General features: G+C 55.2%; 17 protein-coding genes. 4 read left to right on the top strand and 13 right to left on the bottom strand.

Annotation, left to right across the window (positions count from 1 at the left end):
* Both L2D14_10885 and L2D14_10880 read left to right on the top strand, forming a co-directional pair.
* Positions 1 to 270 (top strand): hypothetical protein, encoded by a 270-nt coding sequence (locus L2D14_10885; protein ID WNJ98376.1) that lies wholly within the window; start codon positions 1 to 3, stop codon positions 268 to 270.
* Positions 263 to 1951, top strand: a complete 1689-nt coding sequence (locus L2D14_10880; GenBank protein WNJ98375.1) for a Na(+)/H(+) antiporter subunit D — start codon at positions 263 to 265, stop codon at positions 1949 to 1951. Before L2D14_10885 ends, L2D14_10880 begins: the two co-directional genes overlap by 8 nt.
* Here L2D14_10880 and L2D14_10875 read toward each other — a convergent pair.
* From L2D14_10875 to L2D14_10815, 13 genes are all read right to left on the bottom strand, one after another.
* Complete coding sequence (locus L2D14_10875) at positions 1948 to 2706, bottom strand: proteasome-type protease (GenBank protein WNJ98374.1); 759 nt, start codon at positions 2704 to 2706, stop codon at positions 1948 to 1950. The genes L2D14_10880 and L2D14_10875 overlap by 4 nt on opposite strands.
* 119 nt (positions 2707 to 2825) lie before the next feature.
* Positions 2826 to 3632, bottom strand: coding sequence for a transglutaminase family protein (locus tag L2D14_10870; GenBank protein ID WNJ98373.1), 807 nt, complete (start codon positions 3630 to 3632; stop codon positions 2826 to 2828).
* Positions 3633 to 3641: 9 nt separating this feature from the next.
* Positions 3642 to 4601: an alpha-E domain-containing protein gene (locus tag L2D14_10865; GenBank protein ID WNJ98372.1), complete on the bottom strand. Its 960-nt coding sequence runs from the start codon at positions 4599 to 4601 to the stop codon at positions 3642 to 3644.
* Positions 4586 to 5974, bottom strand: coding sequence for a circularly permuted type 2 ATP-grasp protein (locus tag L2D14_10860; GenBank protein WNK01678.1), 1389 nt, complete (start codon positions 5972 to 5974; stop codon positions 4586 to 4588). The genes L2D14_10865 and L2D14_10860 overlap by 16 nt, the downstream gene beginning before the upstream one ends.
* Before the next feature lie 166 nt (positions 5975 to 6140).
* Positions 6141 to 7229: an isocitrate/isopropylmalate dehydrogenase family protein gene (locus L2D14_10855; GenBank protein ID WNJ98371.1), complete on the bottom strand. Its 1089-nt coding sequence runs from the start codon at positions 7227 to 7229 to the stop codon at positions 6141 to 6143.
* Between the two features lie 359 nt (positions 7230 to 7588).
* Positions 7589 to 8098 (bottom strand): hypothetical protein, encoded by a 510-nt coding sequence (locus L2D14_10850; GenBank protein ID WNJ98370.1) that lies wholly within the window; start codon positions 8096 to 8098, stop codon positions 7589 to 7591.
* A 272-nt stretch (positions 8099 to 8370) separates the two neighbouring features.
* Positions 8371 to 8898, bottom strand: coding sequence for a hypothetical protein (locus L2D14_10845; protein ID WNJ98369.1), 528 nt, complete (start codon positions 8896 to 8898; stop codon positions 8371 to 8373).
* Between the two features lie 96 nt (positions 8899 to 8994).
* Positions 8995 to 9318, bottom strand: coding sequence for a flagellar basal body protein (locus L2D14_10840; protein ID WNJ98368.1), 324 nt, complete (start codon positions 9316 to 9318; stop codon positions 8995 to 8997).
* 91 nt (positions 9319 to 9409) lie between these two features.
* On the bottom strand, positions 9410 to 9850 hold the full coding sequence (locus L2D14_10835) for a hypothetical protein (GenBank protein WNJ98367.1): 441 nt from the start codon (positions 9848 to 9850) through the stop codon (positions 9410 to 9412).
* A gap of 217 nt (positions 9851 to 10067) precedes the next feature.
* Entirely contained in the window at positions 10068 to 10415 is a 348-nt protein-coding gene (locus tag L2D14_10830) for a hypothetical protein (protein ID WNJ98366.1), read from the bottom strand.
* 72 nt (positions 10416 to 10487) lie between these two features.
* The gene (locus L2D14_10825) at positions 10488 to 11774 is read right to left on the bottom strand and encodes a diguanylate cyclase (GenBank protein WNJ98365.1); all 1287 of its coding nucleotides are present in this window, start codon (positions 11772 to 11774) and stop codon (positions 10488 to 10490) included.
* 5 nt (positions 11775 to 11779) lie between these two features.
* Complete coding sequence (locus L2D14_10820; GenBank protein WNJ98364.1) at positions 11780 to 14869, bottom strand: ATP-binding protein; 3090 nt, start codon at positions 14867 to 14869, stop codon at positions 11780 to 11782.
* A gap of 24 nt (positions 14870 to 14893) precedes the next feature.
* On the bottom strand, positions 14894 to 17212 hold the full coding sequence (locus L2D14_10815) for a hypothetical protein (GenBank protein ID WNJ98363.1): 2319 nt from the start codon (positions 17210 to 17212) through the stop codon (positions 14894 to 14896).
* Positions 17213 to 17365: 153 nt separating this feature from the next.
* Between L2D14_10815 and L2D14_10810 the strand changes: the two genes are divergently transcribed.
* Both L2D14_10810 and L2D14_10805 read left to right on the top strand, forming a co-directional pair.
* Positions 17366 to 18097, top strand: coding sequence for a response regulator transcription factor (locus L2D14_10810; protein ID WNJ98362.1), 732 nt, complete (start codon positions 17366 to 17368; stop codon positions 18095 to 18097).
* An 80-nt stretch (positions 18098 to 18177) separates the two neighbouring features.
* A complete protein-coding gene (locus L2D14_10805) occupies positions 18178 to 18483 on the top strand; it encodes a DUF3144 domain-containing protein (protein WNJ98361.1) in 306 nt (101 codons plus the stop codon).
* The last annotated feature ends 14 nt before the right edge of the window (positions 18484 to 18497 follow it).

The raw sequence follows: 18497 nt of genomic DNA, 5'->3' as shown, positions 1-18497 counted from the left end.
ATGAGCGAGCACACACCAAAGATGCACGATCCGAAAAAGTACTGGCTGGATAATCCAAAGAACGTCGACAAGGTCGTCTATGCGGTCTATGCGATTTGCGCGCTGCTGTTCCTCGCGGACTTCGTCTATCACAAACATCCGCATTATGCGGTCGAGGAATTGGCCGGATTTTACGGCATTTTCGGTTTCATCGCCTTCTTCGGCATCGTCATGGCCGGTAAATTCCTCAGAAAACTGATCAAGCGGGACGAGGATTATTACGATGAATAGCCTCAATCCCGGTCTGATCATGATCGTTGCCGGTGTCGTCGCGCCGTTGATTCCGGCGTCGATCCGCGGCTGGGCGCTGCTGGCGGTGCCGATTGTCGGTTTCATTTACACGCTCGGCCTTAACGTCGGCGACAGCGCAACGATCGATGCGCTGGGTTACACCCTAGAACTGTTGCGTGTCGACAAGCTGAGCCTTGTCTGGGGCTATATTTTCCATCTGGCGGCATTCCTCGGCATGTTGTACGCGCTGCATGTGAAAGACCAGATGCAGCAGATATCGGCGCTTATCTATGCCGGGGCCGCGGTCGGCGCGGTTTTTGCCGGCGATCTGATTACCCTGTTCGTGTATTGGGAACTGACGGCGATTTCTTCGGTGTTCCTGATCTGGGCATCGAGAAACGAAGCCGCGTACAAGACAGGCATGCGTTATCTGCTGATCCAGGTCGGCTCAGGCGTGATTCTGCTGTCCGGCGTGCTTCTCTGGTACAAACAGACCGGCTCACTGTCGTTCGATCATATCGGCATCGAAACCCTTGCCGGGAAACTGATCTTCATCGCTTTCGGTATCAAATGCGCTTTCCCGCTTTTGCATAACTGGCTGCAGGATTCGTACCCCAAGGCCACCGTAACCGGGACCGTGATCCTGAGCGCATTTACGACCAAGCTGGCCGTTTATGCATTGGCGCGCGGCTTCGCCGGAACGGAAATCCTGATTGCCATCGGCGCGACGATGACCGCGTTTCCGATTTTCTTTGCCGTCATTGAGAACGATCTTCGCAAAGTGCTCGCCTATTCCCTGAACAACCAGCTTGGCTTCATGGTCGTCGGCATCGGTGTCGGTACGGAACTTTCGCTGAACGGCACGGCGTCACATGCGTTTGCGCATATCCTCTATAAGGCGCTTTTGTTCATGTCGATGGGAGCTGTGCTGTACCGTACCGGGACCTGCAAGGCATCCGAGTTGGGCGGGCTCTACAAATCGATGCCGTTCACGGCGATTTTCTGCACCATCGGCGCCATGTCGATCTCGGCGTTCCCGCTGTTTTCGGGATTCGTCACGAAATCCATGATCATGACCGCAGCAGCGGGTGAAGGCCACTGGATCGCCTGGATCGTTCTATTGATGGCTTCCGCCGGTGTGATGGAGCATTCGGGCATCAAGATTCCCTACTTTGCCTTCTTCGCACATGACAGCGGCCGGCGCGTCAAGGAAGCGCCGTGGAACATGCTGCTGGCGATGGCGATAACGGCATTTCTGTGTATTTTTATCGGTGTCTATCCGGACCCGCTGTATGCAATCCTGCCGTTCCCCGTCGATTACACGCCCTATACGACGGCGCACGTCATTACCCAGCTACAGTTATTGGTTTTCGCCTTACTGGCATTCATCGTGCTGATCAGGAGCGGTTGGTATCCTGCGGAGATGCCGTCGCTGAATCTCGATACGGACTGGATATACCGAAAATTCCTGCCGTGTGTGCTGCGCTGTACCGGCGGTATGATCGGCAAACTGGACCGAATGATCCGCGACGAAGCGCTGGTTGTCCTCGGCGAGATTACCGCGATGATCGAACGCCAGCATGGTGACAAATCGCCGATCTCGCAAACCATGCACGCAGGAACCATGGCGCTGATTGTCATCAGCATCCTGTTCCTGTTCCTGGTTGTGATGATCGTCTAGGCGGATTTATCCGAGTGTTCGTCGTATAGCCAGTCAGGTGTCGGCAGGCTGTCGAACAGATTGCGCAGCCCCTCGCCCCAGTTCTTCGAGAGATCGGTATAATACGGCTCGTCCGCCATGATCCGGTGCATCATGCCGATACGGCATTCGTCGGCGCGGATCAGTACCATGTCGATCGGCGGCGCGACGGCAACGTTGGAGCGGATCGTGCTGTCGATCGAAACCAGGGCGCATTTGGCCGCCTGCGCCAAATCCATTTCCGGGGTCACGACGCGTTCCAGGATTGGTTTGCCGTATTTGGACTCGCCGATCTGCATATACGGCGTTTCTTCGGTCGCTTCGATATAGTTGCCGGCGGAATAAACCAGAAACAGGCGCATGCGGCGCCCCTTGATCTGCCCGCCGACGATAAATGTCGCGCTGGAATCCGCAGATTCGGATTTCAGATATTCATCGTCCCGCGCACGAACGTTTCTGAGGGCGTGGCCGACCATCTTCGCCGCTTCAGAAAGCGATGGCACGTTATAGAGGGTATCTTCCTCGGTGCCGTCGTCGAGCCCCTCCTCCAGTTGCGAGATAACCGCTTGGGTGATTGCCAGGTTACCGGCAGTCATTACACAGATGGCACGCTCACCCGGCGTTTCGAAGGTGAAAAGCTTGCGGAACATCGAGATGTTGTCGACACCGGCATTGGTGCGGGAATCTGCCGCAAACACAATGCCGTCGTTCAAGCGAATACCCAAACAATAGGTCATGTTTCACCTTTTGATGAAAATCAGCCCTATCAATGGCCATGAAATCGGGTTTGATCAAGTATCTTTTCGCACATGCAGCAGCATACGAACGGTATCCGGTCGTGCGCCTGGAAGCGGCTTTAGTTCTGCGTTTGCTCGACCTGCACGCGAACCGACATCTCCTCGACGCCGCCGCCCAGACGTGATCCCCGGACGGGCGCCGCGCTCATGTAATCGAAGCCGATCGCGAGTCGCACATATTCCTCGGTGGCCGATTGCCGATTGGTCGGATCGAAGCTGACCCAGCCGAGACCGGGAACATGGCATTCCGCCCAGGCATGGGATGCGACATGGCTGTCATTCCCCTGCCCCGCCAGAAGGTAACCACTAACGTATCTGGACGGTATACCGGCCCACCGTGCACATGTCAGGAATATATGTGCATGGTCCTGACAGACCCCTGAGCCGGCTGCGACCGCTTCCTCGGCCGAGGTTTCTATGGTCGTCGCGCCTTGTGTGTACGTCACCTCGTCGGCGATACGGTCCATCAAATTATGCAGTCCGGGAAGGGTGTCGTTTCTGATCTCGTCGACGAGATTTGCGGCCAGCGCCTTGGTGGCATCGCCGATAGTGGTGAACGGCGTGTCGCGCAGGAAAAGTGCAGGAGGAAGCCCGTCCCTTGCCGGCAGCACACCGGATGTATCGACGGTTTCAACGATGCCTTCGACGACGACTTTCACTTCGTCGTGTTCTTCGTCAATGGTCGAGACATGCGCACTGTTACCGAAGCCGTCTATCCATGGTGTGATCGTCCCCTGTGTCGATACCGACCATGAGAGAACCCGCTGACAGGTGCTCGGTCCCGGCGTCAGGCGCAGGTACTGAATGGAATGCTTGGCCGGTTCGGCGAACCGGTAAAAGGTTTCATGGGCAATGTTCAATCGCATCTTTGCCCCCTAGCGGACCATCATGAAGTCTATGCGGATCTGATCGCTCAGTGCATGGACCTGTTTTCTGAAATCGTTCAAAAAGTTGTCCAGTCCCGAGCGCAGGATCTGGTCCAGCCTGATGGCGCGGATTTCGGCGGCCAGCCGCTCCGACATTTCCGCGCAAGGCGCTTCACGGCGAAGGGTCTTCAGAATTTCCGTCGTATCCTCAATACAGGCCAGCAGGGAGCGCGGAATATTCGTGTTCAGGATCAGCATCTCGGCAACGGAAACCGGGTCGATATCACCGTATATTTGCCGATAGGCGCTATACGCATTGGCGGAACGCAGGAACGTCCCCCAGCGGTAAAAATCAAAGCCGTCATCGCGGCGATGGACACGGTGGAAAGCGTCCGCGCGTGTCATGATCAGGCGTGAGGTATTCTCAGCCCGCTCCAGTGCCGTTCCAAGTTCCCAGAACAGGAAAGGTTCACCGCGGCGCATGGTTCCGTAAATCACACCCTTGAACAAATGCGCGCGTTCCTTCACGAAATCGAGAAAATCCTGAATGCCGCGCTCATCGATATTCTGCATGGTCACACCACGGATATCGATCCATGTCTGGTTCATGCATTGGGATATTTCCGTCGTCAGTTCCGCCCGGGCGGCGCGGGTATTGTCGCGTGCGCCTGCGATGCACGACAGGATGCTTGAAGGGTTATCTTTATCGAGAGTCAGGAATTCGATGACATTCTTGTCGGTAAACTGATTATGCTTTTCCATGAATGCCTGAATTTCATTCTCGCTCTGGAAAAGTTTACGCCATAGTTGGTTCTGCTCTTCAGAAGTAAGCGGCAGCAGGTTCAGGTGGTGTGCGCCGTCAAGCAGGCGTGCACTGTTCTCAGCTCTCTCGACGTAACGCCCGAGCCAATACAGACTGTCCGCCGTGCGACTCAACATGGTCGTCGCGTTCATCATTCCAGCACCCATGTGTCCTTGGTGCCACCGCCTTGCGAGGAGTTGACGACAAGCGACCCTTCCTTGAGGGCGACACGCGTCAAACCGCCCGGCATGACCGTGGTGCGCTGCCCAGACAATACGAATGGCCTGAGGTCGACGTGGCGCGGAGCCACACCTTGATCGACCCATGTCGGACATGTGGAAAGCGAAAGTGTCGGTTGCGCGATAAACAAATCAGGATCTGCCTTCAGGCGAAGCGCGTATTCCTCGCGTTCCTTTTTCGTGCTCTTCGGTCCGACAAGCATACCGTAACCGCCGGAACCGTGAGTTTCCTTGACGACAAGGCTTTCAAGGTTTTCCAGGACGTATTTGTAATCATCCGGATTTCGCAGGCTGTACGTCGGCACGTTCTGCAGGATCGGTTCTTCGCCCAGATAAAAGCGGATCATTTCCGGGACATAGACATACATTGCCTTGTCGTCAGCGACGCCGGTGCCGATGGCGTTGGCCAGCGTCACGCGGCCGCGGCGGACAACCGACAGCAAGCCCGGTACGCCGAGCATGGAATCCGGGCGGAATGCCAACGGATCGATAAAATCGTCGTCAATACGCCGATAGATGACGTCGACCCTTCTGGGGCCGGCCGTGGTCCGCATATAAACAAGACCTTCATCGACGAACAGATCCTGGCCTTCGACCAGACGCACACCCATTTCAGTGGCCAGGAATGCATGCTCGAAATAGGCACTGTTGAAACGACCCGGCGTCAAAAGAACAATCGTCGGATCGTCGACGCCGACGGGTGCCACGGATTTCAGGTTGTTGCGAAGCTCCGTCGGATACCGGCCGATCGGTGCGACATGGTTGGTAGCGAAAAGCTCCGGAAACAGCCTCATCATGGTCTGGCGGTTTTCCAGCATGTAGGACACACCCGACGGCGTACGGACATTGTCTTCCAGAACGTAAAACTCCCGGGGGCCTGTTCTGACGACATCGACGCCGGCGATATGACCGTAAACTCGCCGCGGCAAATCCAGATCCAACATCTCCGGCCGGTAAGCATCGTTGTTGAGGACCAGTTCAGGCGGAATGCGACCGGCCTTGAGGATCGCCTGATCGTGATAAACATCGTCCAGAAAAGCGTTCAGGGCATCAACACGCTGCACCGTACCGCGGGCCAGAAAATCCCACTCATCCGGATCGATGATGCGCGGAATGATGTCGAACGGGATCATCCGTTCAGTCGACTCGGCGTCACCATAAACCGTGAAGGTAATGCCCAGCCGGCGGAACATCATGTCGGCCTGCTGGTCTTTGCGGATCAGGGTGTCTTTGCTGATGCCGTCCAGCCATTCGCCATATTGCGCGTAGGCCATTCGAACCGTGCCATCCGGCTCGAGCATTTCATCGAAAGGTTTCAGGGGGTCGTCCTGTTCCGAGTTTGTCACTCGCGTAGTATCCCCTCACTCAGCCCTGTTGTGCATTTCCACGTCTTATGACTGTTACCTTAATGTGGCGTTATCAGCTTGAAAAGATTTTGACGCGAACTTATTCAGAAAATTTTTCTGCCTAAATTTCATTCAATATCGCATTGGTGATGTCGCTGGTGCCGTGCGGACCACCGAATTCACTCGGCTTCAACTGGCCGGTGGCAAACGCATCCGCGACGGCCTTGTCGATCATCGCACCCGCTTCCGTGCAGAGTGCTTCGCCGTGCTCTGCGCCGAGCCAGGTCAGCATCATCGACGCCGACAGGATCATGGCCACCGGATTGGCCAGGCCTTTCCCCGCAATATCCGGCGCGCTGCCGTGCGACGGCTGGAACAGTGCGTGCTTGTCGCCGATATCGCCCGACGGTGCCATGCCGAGTCCGCCGACGATGCCCGCCGTCAGATCGGAAAGGATATCGCCGAGAAGGTTCTCCATCACCATGACGTCATAATCCCACGGCCGCTTGACGAGATTGAGCGCCATGGCGTCGACATATCCGTAATCGGCTTCAACTTCCGGATGCCGTGCGCGGACCTCGTCAAAGATCGTGCGAAAGAACGCCATGGAATGCAGCACATTTGCCTTGTCGACGCATGTCACGCGCCGGGCATCGGTTCGCGTGCGGGCGCGTGTTTCGGCAAGTTTGAAGGCATACTCAATAACCCGTTCGGAACCCTTGCGGGTTATCAGGCAGCGGTCTTCGGCTTGCTCGCCATCGTCATGGCGCGGTTTGCGGATATCGGCAAAAAGGCCTTCGGTATTTTCACGGATCAATACGAGATCGATATCCTGGGCACGCGGGTCGGCCAGCGGCGTCGGCGCGCCGGGCAATACACGGACCGGACGGACTCCGGCGTAAAGCTCAAGCCCGAAACGAAGATCGAGTTGCGGGTTTATTTCGGTACCATCCGTCTTGCGGACATCCGGCAAGCCCATGGCGCCGAACAGAATGGCATCCGCCGCACGCGCGGCCTCGAAACTTTCTTCAGGCAGATCCGTACCGTGATCGCGGTAGTGCGCGGCACCGCCGGGAACATGTTCAAGGTCGAGCCCGGGGCCGCCAATCTTTTTGGTGACGGTATTCAGGACGGCTATGCAGGCGTCCATCACTTCGAGACCGATGCCATCGCCGGGCATGACGGCGATCTTGAAGGTATTTGATGACATGGTGAGTTTTCCCTGATCGGTACGGTGACAGACATGAATGACGCAGGTAACGATAATGCAAACTGGGGGAGCGTGCATGTCTGAAAATAAAGAGAACAAGGATCGACAAGGCCTATAGCAAGGTCATGGGCTAGAGCGAAGACTCAATTTCAGACCGGTTATCGTCACCTCGAAAAAAACGCCTGCCATGCAAATGCGCCGGGCATAAACATGGTCCGCTCATGCTTGTGCGGCAGGGCGTAAAAGTCAGAGTTTTAGATTTCTACAGGAATGCAATATGAAAAGAGCGCTGCCCCCCAGGACAGCGCTCCATTCTGTAATCGTCCAATCAGGCAGCCAATCGGCGCCGGAATGACTGATTATTTCTTGGCCGCTTTACGACGTGCCGGCTTCTTGGCCGGAGCCTTCTTCTTGGCAGGTGCCTTCTTTTTAGCTGCCGCCTTCTTGGCAGGCGCTTTTTTAGCAACCGCCTTTTTCGCCGGTGCCTTCTTCTTTGCGGCAACCTTCTTCTTGGCAGGTGCTTTCTTGGCTACTGCCTTTTTCGCCGGTGCCTTTTTCTTCGCGGCAACCTTCTTCTTGGCAGGTGCCTTCTTGGCTACTGCCTTTTTCGCCGGTGCTTTTTTCTTCGCGGCAACCTTCTTCTTGGCAGGCGCTTTCTTGGCTACCGTTTTTTTCGCCGGTGCCTTCTTCTTCGCGGCAACCTTCTTCTTGGCAGGGGCCTTCTTGGCTACTGCCTTTTTCGCCGGAGCCTTCTTCTTCGCGACCGCCTTCTTAGCTGGTGCTTTCTTGGCTACCGTTTTTTTCGCCGGTGCCTTCTTCTTAGCAGCCGGCTTTTTAGCCGCTGCTTTTTTCGTTGCTGCTTTCGCCATAAAAATAAAACCTCCCGTCAATAAAAAGTCAGAACTCTATAACAGCTTGTGGATAACATCGGAAGTGCAACGCATCACACTTGATAAATTTTCCTGCAAGCCAATCGAAGCAGAATACCCTAAACAACTGTATCACCTTACATCCTTTTGATTGTGAAGCGATAGATATTGTCAGAGTCACGTATTGATTATTTCTACACAGTCATCGTACACACAAAATAAACAACGCATATTTTAAAGTCGATTCGTTGTTTTAAACAAATATGCAAAACCTATTTCGCACCTGGCACCCAAGCTTTCACCTGAACAGCTCTGCCCGATTGAGTCCGTAAAATTTTCTTTTTGGCGACCTGTTCTGCGGCCGGCGCTTCGCGGTTGTCAACGAACGACACGCCCATTTCCTTGAGCGTCATCTCGGCACGCGGTCCACGTTTGATGGCATTCTTGTAGGCGCTTGTTTCCTTCGTGATACCGTCGAGCCGTTCAACAGGCATATGCCCGAAGCGGCGCCAGATGCCGGACAAAAATTCTTCGACTTCGAATGGCAAAAATAATTCGGCATCGATCTCAGGCCGGCCCCTTGAAAAGGCCATATGCACATTCGGCTCGATCGGTCCAATCTCGTCGGCAACAAAAATCGCCGGCATGAGCTTACGGCCCGGATGCACGATGCAATAATAAGCCTGGGACAGAAAAAGCAGACGCTGCAATTTCTGCGGCTGCAAGTATTCATTCTCGTTCAGCGCCGTGTCGGCGAACCAGAACGCCACATCGAATGCATTGCTGACATCGGCTGGCATTTGCGCAAGCAACTCCAAACAGTTCACGTGCCGTTACAATATGCGGGAATGGTAAACCGAATCTTTACATCGGGAAAAGGCGGATGCTGTCCGCACCTATGCGAGGGCGTCGAGTGTCCGGCGAGAAAGTTCGGAAGCGGTTCTGAAAACTTCCGCGTTTGCCCGGTAAACCGTTTCCGCTTCGATCAAGGTCGTCAGTTCCTGCCCCAGGTCCGGTGCAAGACCGCTGCCGATCAGTTGCGCTTCGACCGCCGTTCCACCACCCGGGTTGCTGCCACTATAGACCGTCTGCTGGCTGAGCGTGCTCGCCTCGAAGCCGGGCGTGTTGATGTTGACGATATTGTTGGCGGCACTGCTGGCGCGAACGGACGTTGCGCGTAAGCCGGAAGCCGCTGTTGTAAGTGTCGTAGATAGTGCCATGTTTTATGTCTCCGATAGGCAAACTATCGGGACAGGGCGAATTGCGAAGTGACATGCGTCACGCCGCAATGAATTCAAATAAAAACAGAGATCAGAGATTAAAGCTGAACGTTGTGCCGTTTAAGGGCTGTTGCCCCGAAATAACCAGAGCATTCGTTTCATAGGTCTTGATGACGCTGGCAACAGGGCGGCCAACCGGTTGCGATTGATTCTTGCTTCGGCTGCCTGCGACATTCGATTTGTCCTGATTTTCGAAGATCCGTGCAAAGTCATGCGTATTCGCCGTAAACAAACGGTCAAATCCGGGATCCGTATATTGTTGGCGCTGGTGCCCTTCCCTGCTTAGCTGGGAATGATTCTGCTCGTTCTGGAAACCGGAGGCAGCGGCGTCGAAAGATATGTTCGTGCCCGCATTCAGCGCGTCGACCTGGGAAGTCGAGGTAGCGGCAACGCGTGTAGATGCACCGACAGTCCGGGACGTGTGTGCCGGTGCCGTTGTCGCTATAGCCGTTGGCTTGGGTACACTGGCCATTTAAGCCTTAAACCCTCATCCAATTCCAACCCAAAACGTTCTGCCGCCCACCCACACGCCGGGTACACTTAGCAGAACTTACACTAAACGGTTTATATTTTAAATTTTTAAGGCCAAAAGGTCAATGAAACTGCGGCCTTGAAAGGTTAACGGCGACGACGCGCCCAAAAGGTCGCAAACAGGAAAATATGCAATCCTGCATATTATTCCGCCGGGATCAGGAATTATGGCTGTCACTGGGGTAAAACCGGTGCGCACCACGAAGAATATCCAGTGTGCTGATTGGTCTGGCGGGCTTCGCGTTCAGGCTATCCGAGACTGAGATCTCATTTTCCAACTCGCTGCTTTGCATGTTCAGGGACTGAATTTTTTGTTCTGCGGCCTGCAATCCGAGCGACAGTTCCCTGATCCGTCTTTCCGCGTGTTGCAGGGAATCCGTTTCAGAAAACGTATGCGCACCCAGCACCGTCTTGTTGCGCAAATCAACGCGCCGGGCAATTTCGCTGGTAAACCACAATGCGCCAAACGCCACGAACAAGGCAACGACGGCAAGGAACATGGACATGTTCTATCTCCTGCATCCGTTCTGGATAACACTTAAGGCTATAGCAACAATCATGAATGGATGATTAATACGTCAGGCGGAAATAACGCGGTTTCGTCCCTGCTCTTTGGCAATATACAAAGCGGCATCGGCCCTGTTCAGAAGATCGGCGAGAGTTTCGTTCTTATCCCTTAATTCGCTTGCACCGATGCTGACCGTAAAAGAAATTTCCTGACCGTCATCGAGCTGCACCTTGATCGCCGACAGTGCTACGCGTAAACGCTCTGCCGCATCAAGCGCGGTTTCAAGCTCCGTTTCAGGCAATGTGACGGTGAATTCCTCACCGCCGAAACGCCCCAGCACATCGACATCGCGCAGCTCGGCCGAACAAGCCTTGGCGAGGGATTGCAGGACACGGTCTCCCGCATCGTGGCCATAGGTATCGTTTACGGTTTTGAAATGATCGGCGTCGAGCATCAGGACACACAGGGGGTGCTGGTAACGTTTGCAGCGCGTAAGTTCGCGCTCCGATATTTCATTGTAGCGGCGACGGTTGTTGACGCCGGTTAACGGGTCCGTCGTCGCAAGGCGGCGAAGCTCTTCTTCCATGCTTTTCCGCTCGGTGATGTCGGTATAGGAAGCAATGAACTCGCCGCCCGGCATCGGCCCGCCGCGAATTTCAATCACCCGCCCGTTCGGCCGGGCATGATCGATGCGGAATGTTTCACCGGACTTGAACAAGTTGAAGCGCTCGGCAATGGCGTCATCGGCGCTCTCTTCACTGAAATCTCCGCCGGACGCCATTTGCTTGAGGATATCCGTCAGAGTGACCCCTTCGCCGACCGATCCGCGTGCGAGGTCGAAAAGTTCGACAAACCGCTCATTGTAGGAAAGCAGTTTCATATCGGCGCTGAACAACGTGATGCCCGGATCCATGTTGTCGAGAACGCCCTGAATGGTTTCAGCCTGTTTTGCAATACGCTCATCGGCGTGTTTTTTGGCTTCGAGAAGGCGCATGTGATTGAGGACCCGTTTCACGGTGCGTGGCAGCAGGTCGAGATAACTTCCGTCCGTTTCCTTGATGACATAATCGGCGGCGCCCATGCGCATGGCCTCTACGGCGACGCTTAATTCGGAAGAACCGGATACCATGACAACAGGTGTGTCCTGTCCTTCGAGTTGTTTCAGAATTTCGATCCCGGACATGTTCGGCAACATGTGATCGAGGAGGATGATGTCGTAGGCTCCGGATTTTGCCTGTGCCAGACCTTCTATCCCATCGTCGCAGATTGTGACGTCAAACTCATCTCTTTCGAGGCTCCGCTTCGCCATCCTTGCGACAAAGGCATCGTCTTCAACATATAAAATCCGCGGAGACATAAGGGTCAGCCTTTCACTGAGTCGATCTTTGTGCGGACGGCCTCGAATTCCGACATCAGCGTTTTTGCAAATGCTGCGATATCGGCATCGTCCTGATCATTGGTGGATTTTTCAAGGGCCTTCGCCGCTTCGGCAAGCCGTTTCGCGCCCGCGGTACCGGCCGAACCTTTCAGCTTGTGCGCATGGGAGCGGATAGCGTCGCCGTTTTTGTTCCTGACGGCCTGCATCAAATCGTCAACCACGTTTTGATTGATATCAAGAAAATCCCCGAGCATTTCCAGAAGCATCGCTTCATCGCCATGGCAAATGCCACGTAGTACAGCGAAGTCGAGAACATCGTCTCCGGCTGCAGATGTATTGCCGGCGGAAACGGCATACGGCGACGGCGGCGCATCGGGTAGCCACTTGAGTATTTCGTTGGCCAGAACGTCAAGCTTCACCGGTTTCGCAATATACCCGTCCATCCCGGCGCGGAGACAGTTCTCAGCCTCCCCCTGCAAGGCGTTGGCCGTGGCTGCGATAATCGGTGTGTGTACCCCCGTCGCTTCTTCGGCGGCGCGGATCGCAGCTGTAAGCTCGAAGCCGTCCATCTCAGGCATGTGGCAGTCAGTGAGGACCAGGGCATAGCCGCCGTCCTGCCATTTTTTCAAGGCCTCAACGCCATTCTCGGTCATCTCGGCCGCATAGCCGAGAGTATTCAACTGGCGCATCAGGACATGCCTGTTCACAGGATGATCCTCTACGGCCAGGATCAGACGTCCGCTTTCCCGCGCTTCATCGATCGATGGCGGCGTCTCGACGGGGATGCTGTCGTTTTCGGCATTGGCGATGTTGATCCGTACTGTATCGATGCGCCCTGCAGCGGCGGCAACAGCCTCGATCAGTGCCTGCTTGCTATAAGGACGCTGCAAACCGACACCGGATTGCTTCTTCGCTTTCGACGCGACTGTCCGCCGATTTTCCAACTTAACGATCCCGGGCGGGTTTTGCGCCGATGTTTCATCGATGATGGCCTGGGCCAACTCGCCGGCTGAACCACCGCTTCCCGGCCAATCGTCAACGATGACGACATCGCTCATGGCGTTTCTTTCCAGCATCTGGCCGACCGTGTCGGCGGCGGTATGCCGGATCCCGTGGCATGTCAGATACGCTTCTATGAACTTCCGTTCATCCATGTCCGGCATACAGATCAGGACGCTGATATCGTGCAAGTCGGGTAACGGATCGTTCCGTTCCGTAACATCTGGCGGTTCGCTCAGTTCGAACGGAATATCGAACCAGAACGTCGCACCTTTACCGAGTTCGCTCTCGACGCCGATGCGTCCGCCCATCAAATCGACCAGCCGTCTTGAAATTGAAAGACCAAGACCTGTGCCGCCAAACCGGCGCGTGATCGATCCCTCTGCCTGAGTGAAAGCTTCAAACAGCTTGTCCTGATTTTCCTTTGAAATACCGATGCCGGTATCGCTGATCTGGAACCTGACCATGACGCCGTCTTCACGTTTTTCGGCCAACTCTGCGCTGATGACGACCTTGCCGGCTTCCGTGAACTTCGATGCATTGCCGGCAAGGTTCATCAGAATTTGCCGCAGGCGGACCGGATCGCTTTTGACCCAGGCAGGAACTTCCGGGTCGGTATAAGTGATCAGGCTGACATCGCGTCCCTGGCGGCGGATGTTCGGCGCCAGTGTCTCGGCGACACCGTTAACGATGCCCGACAAGGACACCGGCACGTGTTCGAGATCCATGCGACCGGCTTCGATTTTCGAAAAATCGAGAATGTCATCGATGATCCTGAGTAAGGACTCGGCCGATTCACGCACCGTGCGAAGCATATTCCGCTGCTCGCGCTCAAGGCGGGTCTGCTCCAACAGTTCAACCATGCCGGTGACGCCGTTCATAGGGGTGCGGATTTCATGGCTCATTGCGGCAAGGAAGCTCGATTTTGCCTGGTTTGCGGTTTCGGCAATCTCCTTCGCGTCCTGCAGTTCGTGTTCGGCCTCCTTCAGACGTGTGATGTCGACCATAACCCCGGCGACACCGTTTGATTTTCCATCGGCATTGATGAAGTGCGCCTTTTCGATCATCACATGGTGCATTTTGCCGTCGGCGAATGCCTTATCCGTTTCATAGGAATACCGTTTCTTGCCGGGTCCCGTGGCGCGGTCTTGCGGATCATACCGTTCTGCAAGATCAGGCCGGTCGATATCGAACGGCGTCTTGCCGACAACCTCGTCAGGCGTCAATCCGACAACCGCCTCGAACGCGGCATTCGCACCGGTGAACCTGCCGTTGTCGTCTTTATAGAAAATCGGGTTCGGTATGGTGTCCAAAAGCGTGCGCTGAAAGATCAGTTGTTCTTCCAAGCGGGCTTCGCGGCGTTTCAGAGTCGTGACCAGATAATCCAGCGCCCGCCCCATGCTGGCGATTTCATCATTTCCCGATGTCGGGATTTCAGCTTCGCGTCCCTCGACGAAAGCCGACATGCTCGATTGCAGTCGCAACAGGCGAAGGATCACGTTCCGGTAGAGGTACAGCATCGCCAGCATCGCGAGAATGAGTCCGGCAATTGAAAGCAGCACGGCTTTACGTTCCAGATTAGCACTAAGTTCTGCCTGCGCCGTGCGCTCTGCCGCGACCTTGGCATCAGCAGCCTCGGCGATCTGTTGCACGACGCTGGTATATTCTTTGGATAGTGTGAAGAGCGCCTTGCCGGAGATCCCGGAAACGAGTGCGTTTTCCAGCGCCGTACGCGCCGCCCCCAAACGCGTGACATTTTCGCTTGATTGCGTTTCAGCCAGTTTTTCCACACTCGGTGTGTGCCTGGCCAGCGTAGACATGATAAGCGCCTTTAGGGTATCTCCCGGCGCATTCGGCCCCGCGATGTCGGCCGTTAGCGCGATATCCGTCACTTCCCAAACGTGATCGTTCAGACGGGTAACATGAATGCTGACGGTTCGATGCCGTTCGGCCAGGTCCCGCGCTTGCTGCTCCAGTTTCTGCTCATCGACAAAAATTATTCCGCCGATGCCTGCTGCGAGAGCGGCAACAAAAGCAAAAACAGTATAGACCCGCAGGGCAACTGGGAATTTCATCGGAATCTCATGAACTGCGCCTGTTCAAGCGGCCATATCGGTACGCAGGCGGATTTTCGATTGCCCGGGCGTAACGTCGAGAATTCGCGAGACCACCGTGCTATTCCCTGTTTGCGGATTCAGGGCAACGCATGTCAGTGAAATCTCGAAAGGAGGCGTTGCAGCTGCGGAAAAAAGCGACACGCCCTGACCGCTATCCAGTTCCACTGTCCATACGCCCCCGCCATGATTTTTGCCGTGTGACAGGATCGCACCGGGCGGCATTTCGCCGAGCGTCAATGAAATCGAACCATGCCCGTCCGGATCGAAAGTTTCCGGATCTATCGGCAGCGGCATTCCGTGCATTTCGATGCCGCGCCTTTTCGGTCCGGCATGACGCAGGCCGACAATCAGGGATTTCCTGACCTCAACGATATCGCGTTCATCCCCGGTCCCGTTCCACGCAATATGCAAGGCCCTGGATGCATTGTCGGCAACGGCAGGCAGCAAGGAAACGTTCTCGATCTCATGGACACCGAGCTGCCAGATGCCATTGCCAAGATTTTGCCCGTGTGACAGCAATGCCCCCGGTGCAAGGCCGGTGATCCGTATCATAATCCCGGTTTCAGAAGGAATATCGGACAGACTCAGCGGCAGCATTTCCCGTGCATTGTCTTTCCCGCCATGGGGAGCAAGTTTCGGCAATAGAGGATCGAGCTGAACTTCGGCACCGGTCGGGCCGCGCACGCTCATGTCATGCCATTTCGTAACGTCGATCCCTAGCCGCTCGTAAATCTCGCCGGTCTCGTCACTCTGCCGGGTGCGGATGAAGTTCCGCAAACTGCGTAGCTCGTTGAGGAATGCCGGGCGCTGCAGATCGCTGTAAGACGCATCGACGATCAAGACATCGCTTTTTTCAGGAAGCTCGACATCGGCCTTGCTGGTTTCTGGCGGTGGTGCGGCATCGAAATCTGCTTCATCAATCCCGTCATCATCATCGGGCTCGCTGAGATGCACCTCCGGCTCATCGACTGTCTGGGACAGAGGTTCATCCGATGGGTCGAGAATTTTGTCCGCACTTGCCGGCTGCACATCCATGGATGCGGATGCGACGTTCGCATGTGGCTCGGCGATTTCGGAAGGCAGATGCGGCTGTTCGTTTTCGATTTCCTGGTCCGGTTTCACATCTTCCGGCGGCTTCAGGGCATGACGCACATCGATGATGAGGTCGCCCCGCCAGACAAGGCCGCTGCCTACAAGCTCGCCTTGGCCGGAAATCGCAGACGATTGCGGTGCAACGGCGGTGCCGTCGATATTCAAACCGAGTAATTTCGGTGCGTTCGCCGATACACCGAAACTGTCATAACGCATGACGATTTCGAACGGCAGCGCATCATCGCCATAGGGCACCAATAATTCGACATCCTGGTTCGTGGATGCAGACCAGTTGACGATCCTGTCATATATGGCCGTACCGTCGGCATAAATACTGATCCGTGTTTTCGCCTCGTCCGCGGCATACCCGCTGGGCGTCAGATGCACGGTGAACGAGGATGCTGGATCAACGGTTTCGGTCGAATTTTCAACATGGATGCTGGCTGTTTGCGGCGGCGAACCGGCAATGTCCATTTCCACATTCAGATCAAAATCGCGCGTGTTTTCAGCAATGATGATACTGAGATCGGAAAGTTCGGTTGCCGGAACTGTCCATATGCCTTTGTCGTCGCTTCCGGCGCTGAGCTGCGCGCCATCGGGAAGCCCGGAAAATCTGACGGTAATGCCCTTCAGTATATCGGGATCATCTGTGCCGACGGAAACGTCGAGATCGATGACAACCATTGATTCCGGCATTGATTCCGGCATTGCTTCCGGCTTTCGGGCGGGTATTGCCGCCGGCGTTTGTTCTTCGTGCATCGGCGCTGGCGTTTCTATCGAGAACTCGTAGCCCGTCAATTCGCTCCAGGGTGCATCGGAATCGCTGCCGACAAAGACGCCCTTGAGCATGACCGAAAATGGCAAAGAAATTTCCGCCGGTATAATGGCCATCGCACCTTGCATCTGGGATGGGGAAAGCAGCCAGAACCCCTCTTCCGTCAAGGTGCCGCGGCTCAGGGTAACACCCTTGGGCAGGCCACGAATCTCGAGCTGCCGCAGTGTGCCGCCGTCTGCCTGGATGACTTCGTCGGGAGGTGTGAATGCAAGCCGTTTGTCGGTTTCATTCCGCAACGCGAATTCACTGGGAAGAAGCGGTTTAGTTTTCGCTTTCGAAGCACGCGGCAGGCCGAGAATCTGCGTCAGCCACAGGCTTACGCCCGGACCCGGGTTCGGCATTTCATTATCGGCGCTTTCTTCTTTTTTCGTCATTTTTACCTCATGTCCCGCAACCAGGAGTATTATTATTTTCCCCTTCAATAAGTTGCGGGCTACCCGTCATCTCGCGTAGTGTAACCGGGTCACGGCAAACGTGCGATAGTTCCATTTCACGCGATTTTTGATAAGTAAGACGTATACCCTATTATGGCCGATTCCGCGCATATTCTTGTTGTTGAAGATGATACTTTCGTTCAGAAGGCCCTCCGGCTTTATCTGGAAGGCGAAGGTTACCGAATCAGTACCTGCGATAACGGCAGCGATATGCACGCTCTGATGGCGAAGGATCCTGCCGATCTGGCGATTATGGATCTCAAGTTACCCAACGATGACGGATTCGATCTGACCAAGCAATTGCGCGAGAAATATGCCGTCGGCATCATTATTCTGACAAGCAAGGACGACGCCATCGATCGCGTCGTCGGCCTTGAAATCGGCGCCGATGACTATGTCACCAAGCCCTGGGACGAGCGCGAGCTTCTGGCGCGCATCAGAAGCGTCATGCGCCGTGTCACCGAGCGGCGTAAAACGGCGGCTATCCCGTTGGATGGCGAACAACGTCATGTCAGTTTCAATGGATGGGTTCTCAACCTCGACAGCCGGGAGCTAAAGAATCCGGATGGTGAAAAAATTGAACTGACATCCGGTGAGTTCAGCCTTCTGAACGAGTTCATTGAAAAAGCCGGCCGGGTTTTGTCGCGCGATCACCTGCTGAGTGCAATATACAGTCGTGACTGGGAACCGTTCGACCGTTCGATCGACGTACTCGTCACGCGCTTGCGCCGCAAGGTCGAGCAGGATTCGCGCCATCCTGAAATCATCAAGACCGTTCGTGGCACCGGATATATGTTCGCTGCGGCGATCAAGCGGGCCGATTGAACAAAGCCCGCCACGTCGCCCTTTCACCGAAAAAGGCAGGCCGTTAAAGTGCCGCCCCCATTACTTGAGGCAAATCCGATATGAGTGAAGAAGAAGACCGCCAAACCCTGAGCATCCAACTTGCCAATCAGGTCATCAACATGGCGAACAATCGCCTGCAGGAAGGCATGAACCCGGTCGATATCGCCGCCGGTCTGCGTCATGCCGCTGCCAATTTCTCGGCATTTGCCATCGCCAATTCCGAGAAACCGGACGAAATCGATCCGACATTCTTCGCCGAGGAATTCCTGCAGATTTATGCGTATTACCTGGAAAAGCACACGGCTCCGGTGCAGCAGAAATCCGGGCTGGAAGCCTTGGTCAATCAGGTACGCGACGAAAATTAAGGGAGAAATCCCTG

The organism is Thalassospiraceae bacterium LMO-JJ14 (assembly GCA_021555105.2).
Classification (GTDB): domain Bacteria; phylum Pseudomonadota; class Alphaproteobacteria; order Rhodospirillales; family Casp-alpha2; genus UBA4479.
The sequence above is the reverse complement of the archived record's forward strand: the minus strand, read 5'-3'. Positions and strand labels throughout refer to the sequence as shown.

What these genes read in the sequence shown, in the direction of transcription:
- L2D14_10855 (WNJ98371.1), bottom strand. Translation starts at nt 7,229, where the DNA reads ATGTCATCAAATACCTTCAAGATCGCCGTCATGCCCGGCGATGGCATC.
- L2D14_10810 (WNJ98362.1), top strand. Translation starts at nt 17,366, where the DNA reads ATGGCCGATTCCGCGCATATTCTTGTTGTTGAAGATGATACTTTCGTT.
- L2D14_10815 (WNJ98363.1), bottom strand. Translation starts at nt 17,212, where the DNA reads ATGACGAAAAAAGAAGAAAGCGCCGATAATGAAATGCCGAACCCGGGT.
- L2D14_10870 (WNJ98373.1), bottom strand. Translation starts at nt 3,632, where the DNA reads ATGCGATTGAACATTGCCCATGAAACCTTTTACCGGTTCGCCGAACCG.
- L2D14_10845 (WNJ98369.1), bottom strand. Translation starts at nt 8,898, where the DNA reads ATGCCAGCCGATGTCAGCAATGCATTCGATGTGGCGTTCTGGTTCGCC.
- L2D14_10820 (WNJ98364.1), bottom strand. Translation starts at nt 14,869, where the DNA reads ATGAAATTCCCAGTTGCCCTGCGGGTCTATACTGTTTTTGCTTTTGTT.
- L2D14_10885 (WNJ98376.1), top strand. Translation starts at nt 1, where the DNA reads ATGAGCGAGCACACACCAAAGATGCACGATCCGAAAAAGTACTGGCTG.
- L2D14_10805 (WNJ98361.1), top strand. Translation starts at nt 18,178, where the DNA reads ATGAGTGAAGAAGAAGACCGCCAAACCCTGAGCATCCAACTTGCCAAT.
- L2D14_10840 (WNJ98368.1), bottom strand. Translation starts at nt 9,318, where the DNA reads ATGGCACTATCTACGACACTTACAACAGCGGCTTCCGGCTTACGCGCA.
- L2D14_10825 (WNJ98365.1), bottom strand. Translation starts at nt 11,774, where the DNA reads ATGTCTCCGCGGATTTTATATGTTGAAGACGATGCCTTTGTCGCAAGG.
- L2D14_10850 (WNJ98370.1), bottom strand. Translation starts at nt 8,098, where the DNA reads ATGGCGAAAGCAGCAACGAAAAAAGCAGCGGCTAAAAAGCCGGCTGCT.
- L2D14_10880 (WNJ98375.1), top strand. Translation starts at nt 263, where the DNA reads ATGAATAGCCTCAATCCCGGTCTGATCATGATCGTTGCCGGTGTCGTC.
- L2D14_10865 (WNJ98372.1), bottom strand. Translation starts at nt 4,601, where the DNA reads ATGGGTGCTGGAATGATGAACGCGACGACCATGTTGAGTCGCACGGCG.
- L2D14_10835 (WNJ98367.1), bottom strand. Translation starts at nt 9,850, where the DNA reads ATGGCCAGTGTACCCAAGCCAACGGCTATAGCGACAACGGCACCGGCA.
- L2D14_10830 (WNJ98366.1), bottom strand. Translation starts at nt 10,415, where the DNA reads ATGTCCATGTTCCTTGCCGTCGTTGCCTTGTTCGTGGCGTTTGGCGCA.
- L2D14_10875 (WNJ98374.1), bottom strand. Translation starts at nt 2,706, where the DNA reads ATGACCTATTGTTTGGGTATTCGCTTGAACGACGGCATTGTGTTTGCG.
- L2D14_10860 (WNK01678.1), bottom strand. Translation starts at nt 5,974, where the DNA reads ATGCTCGAGCCGGATGGCACGGTTCGAATGGCCTACGCGCAATATGGC.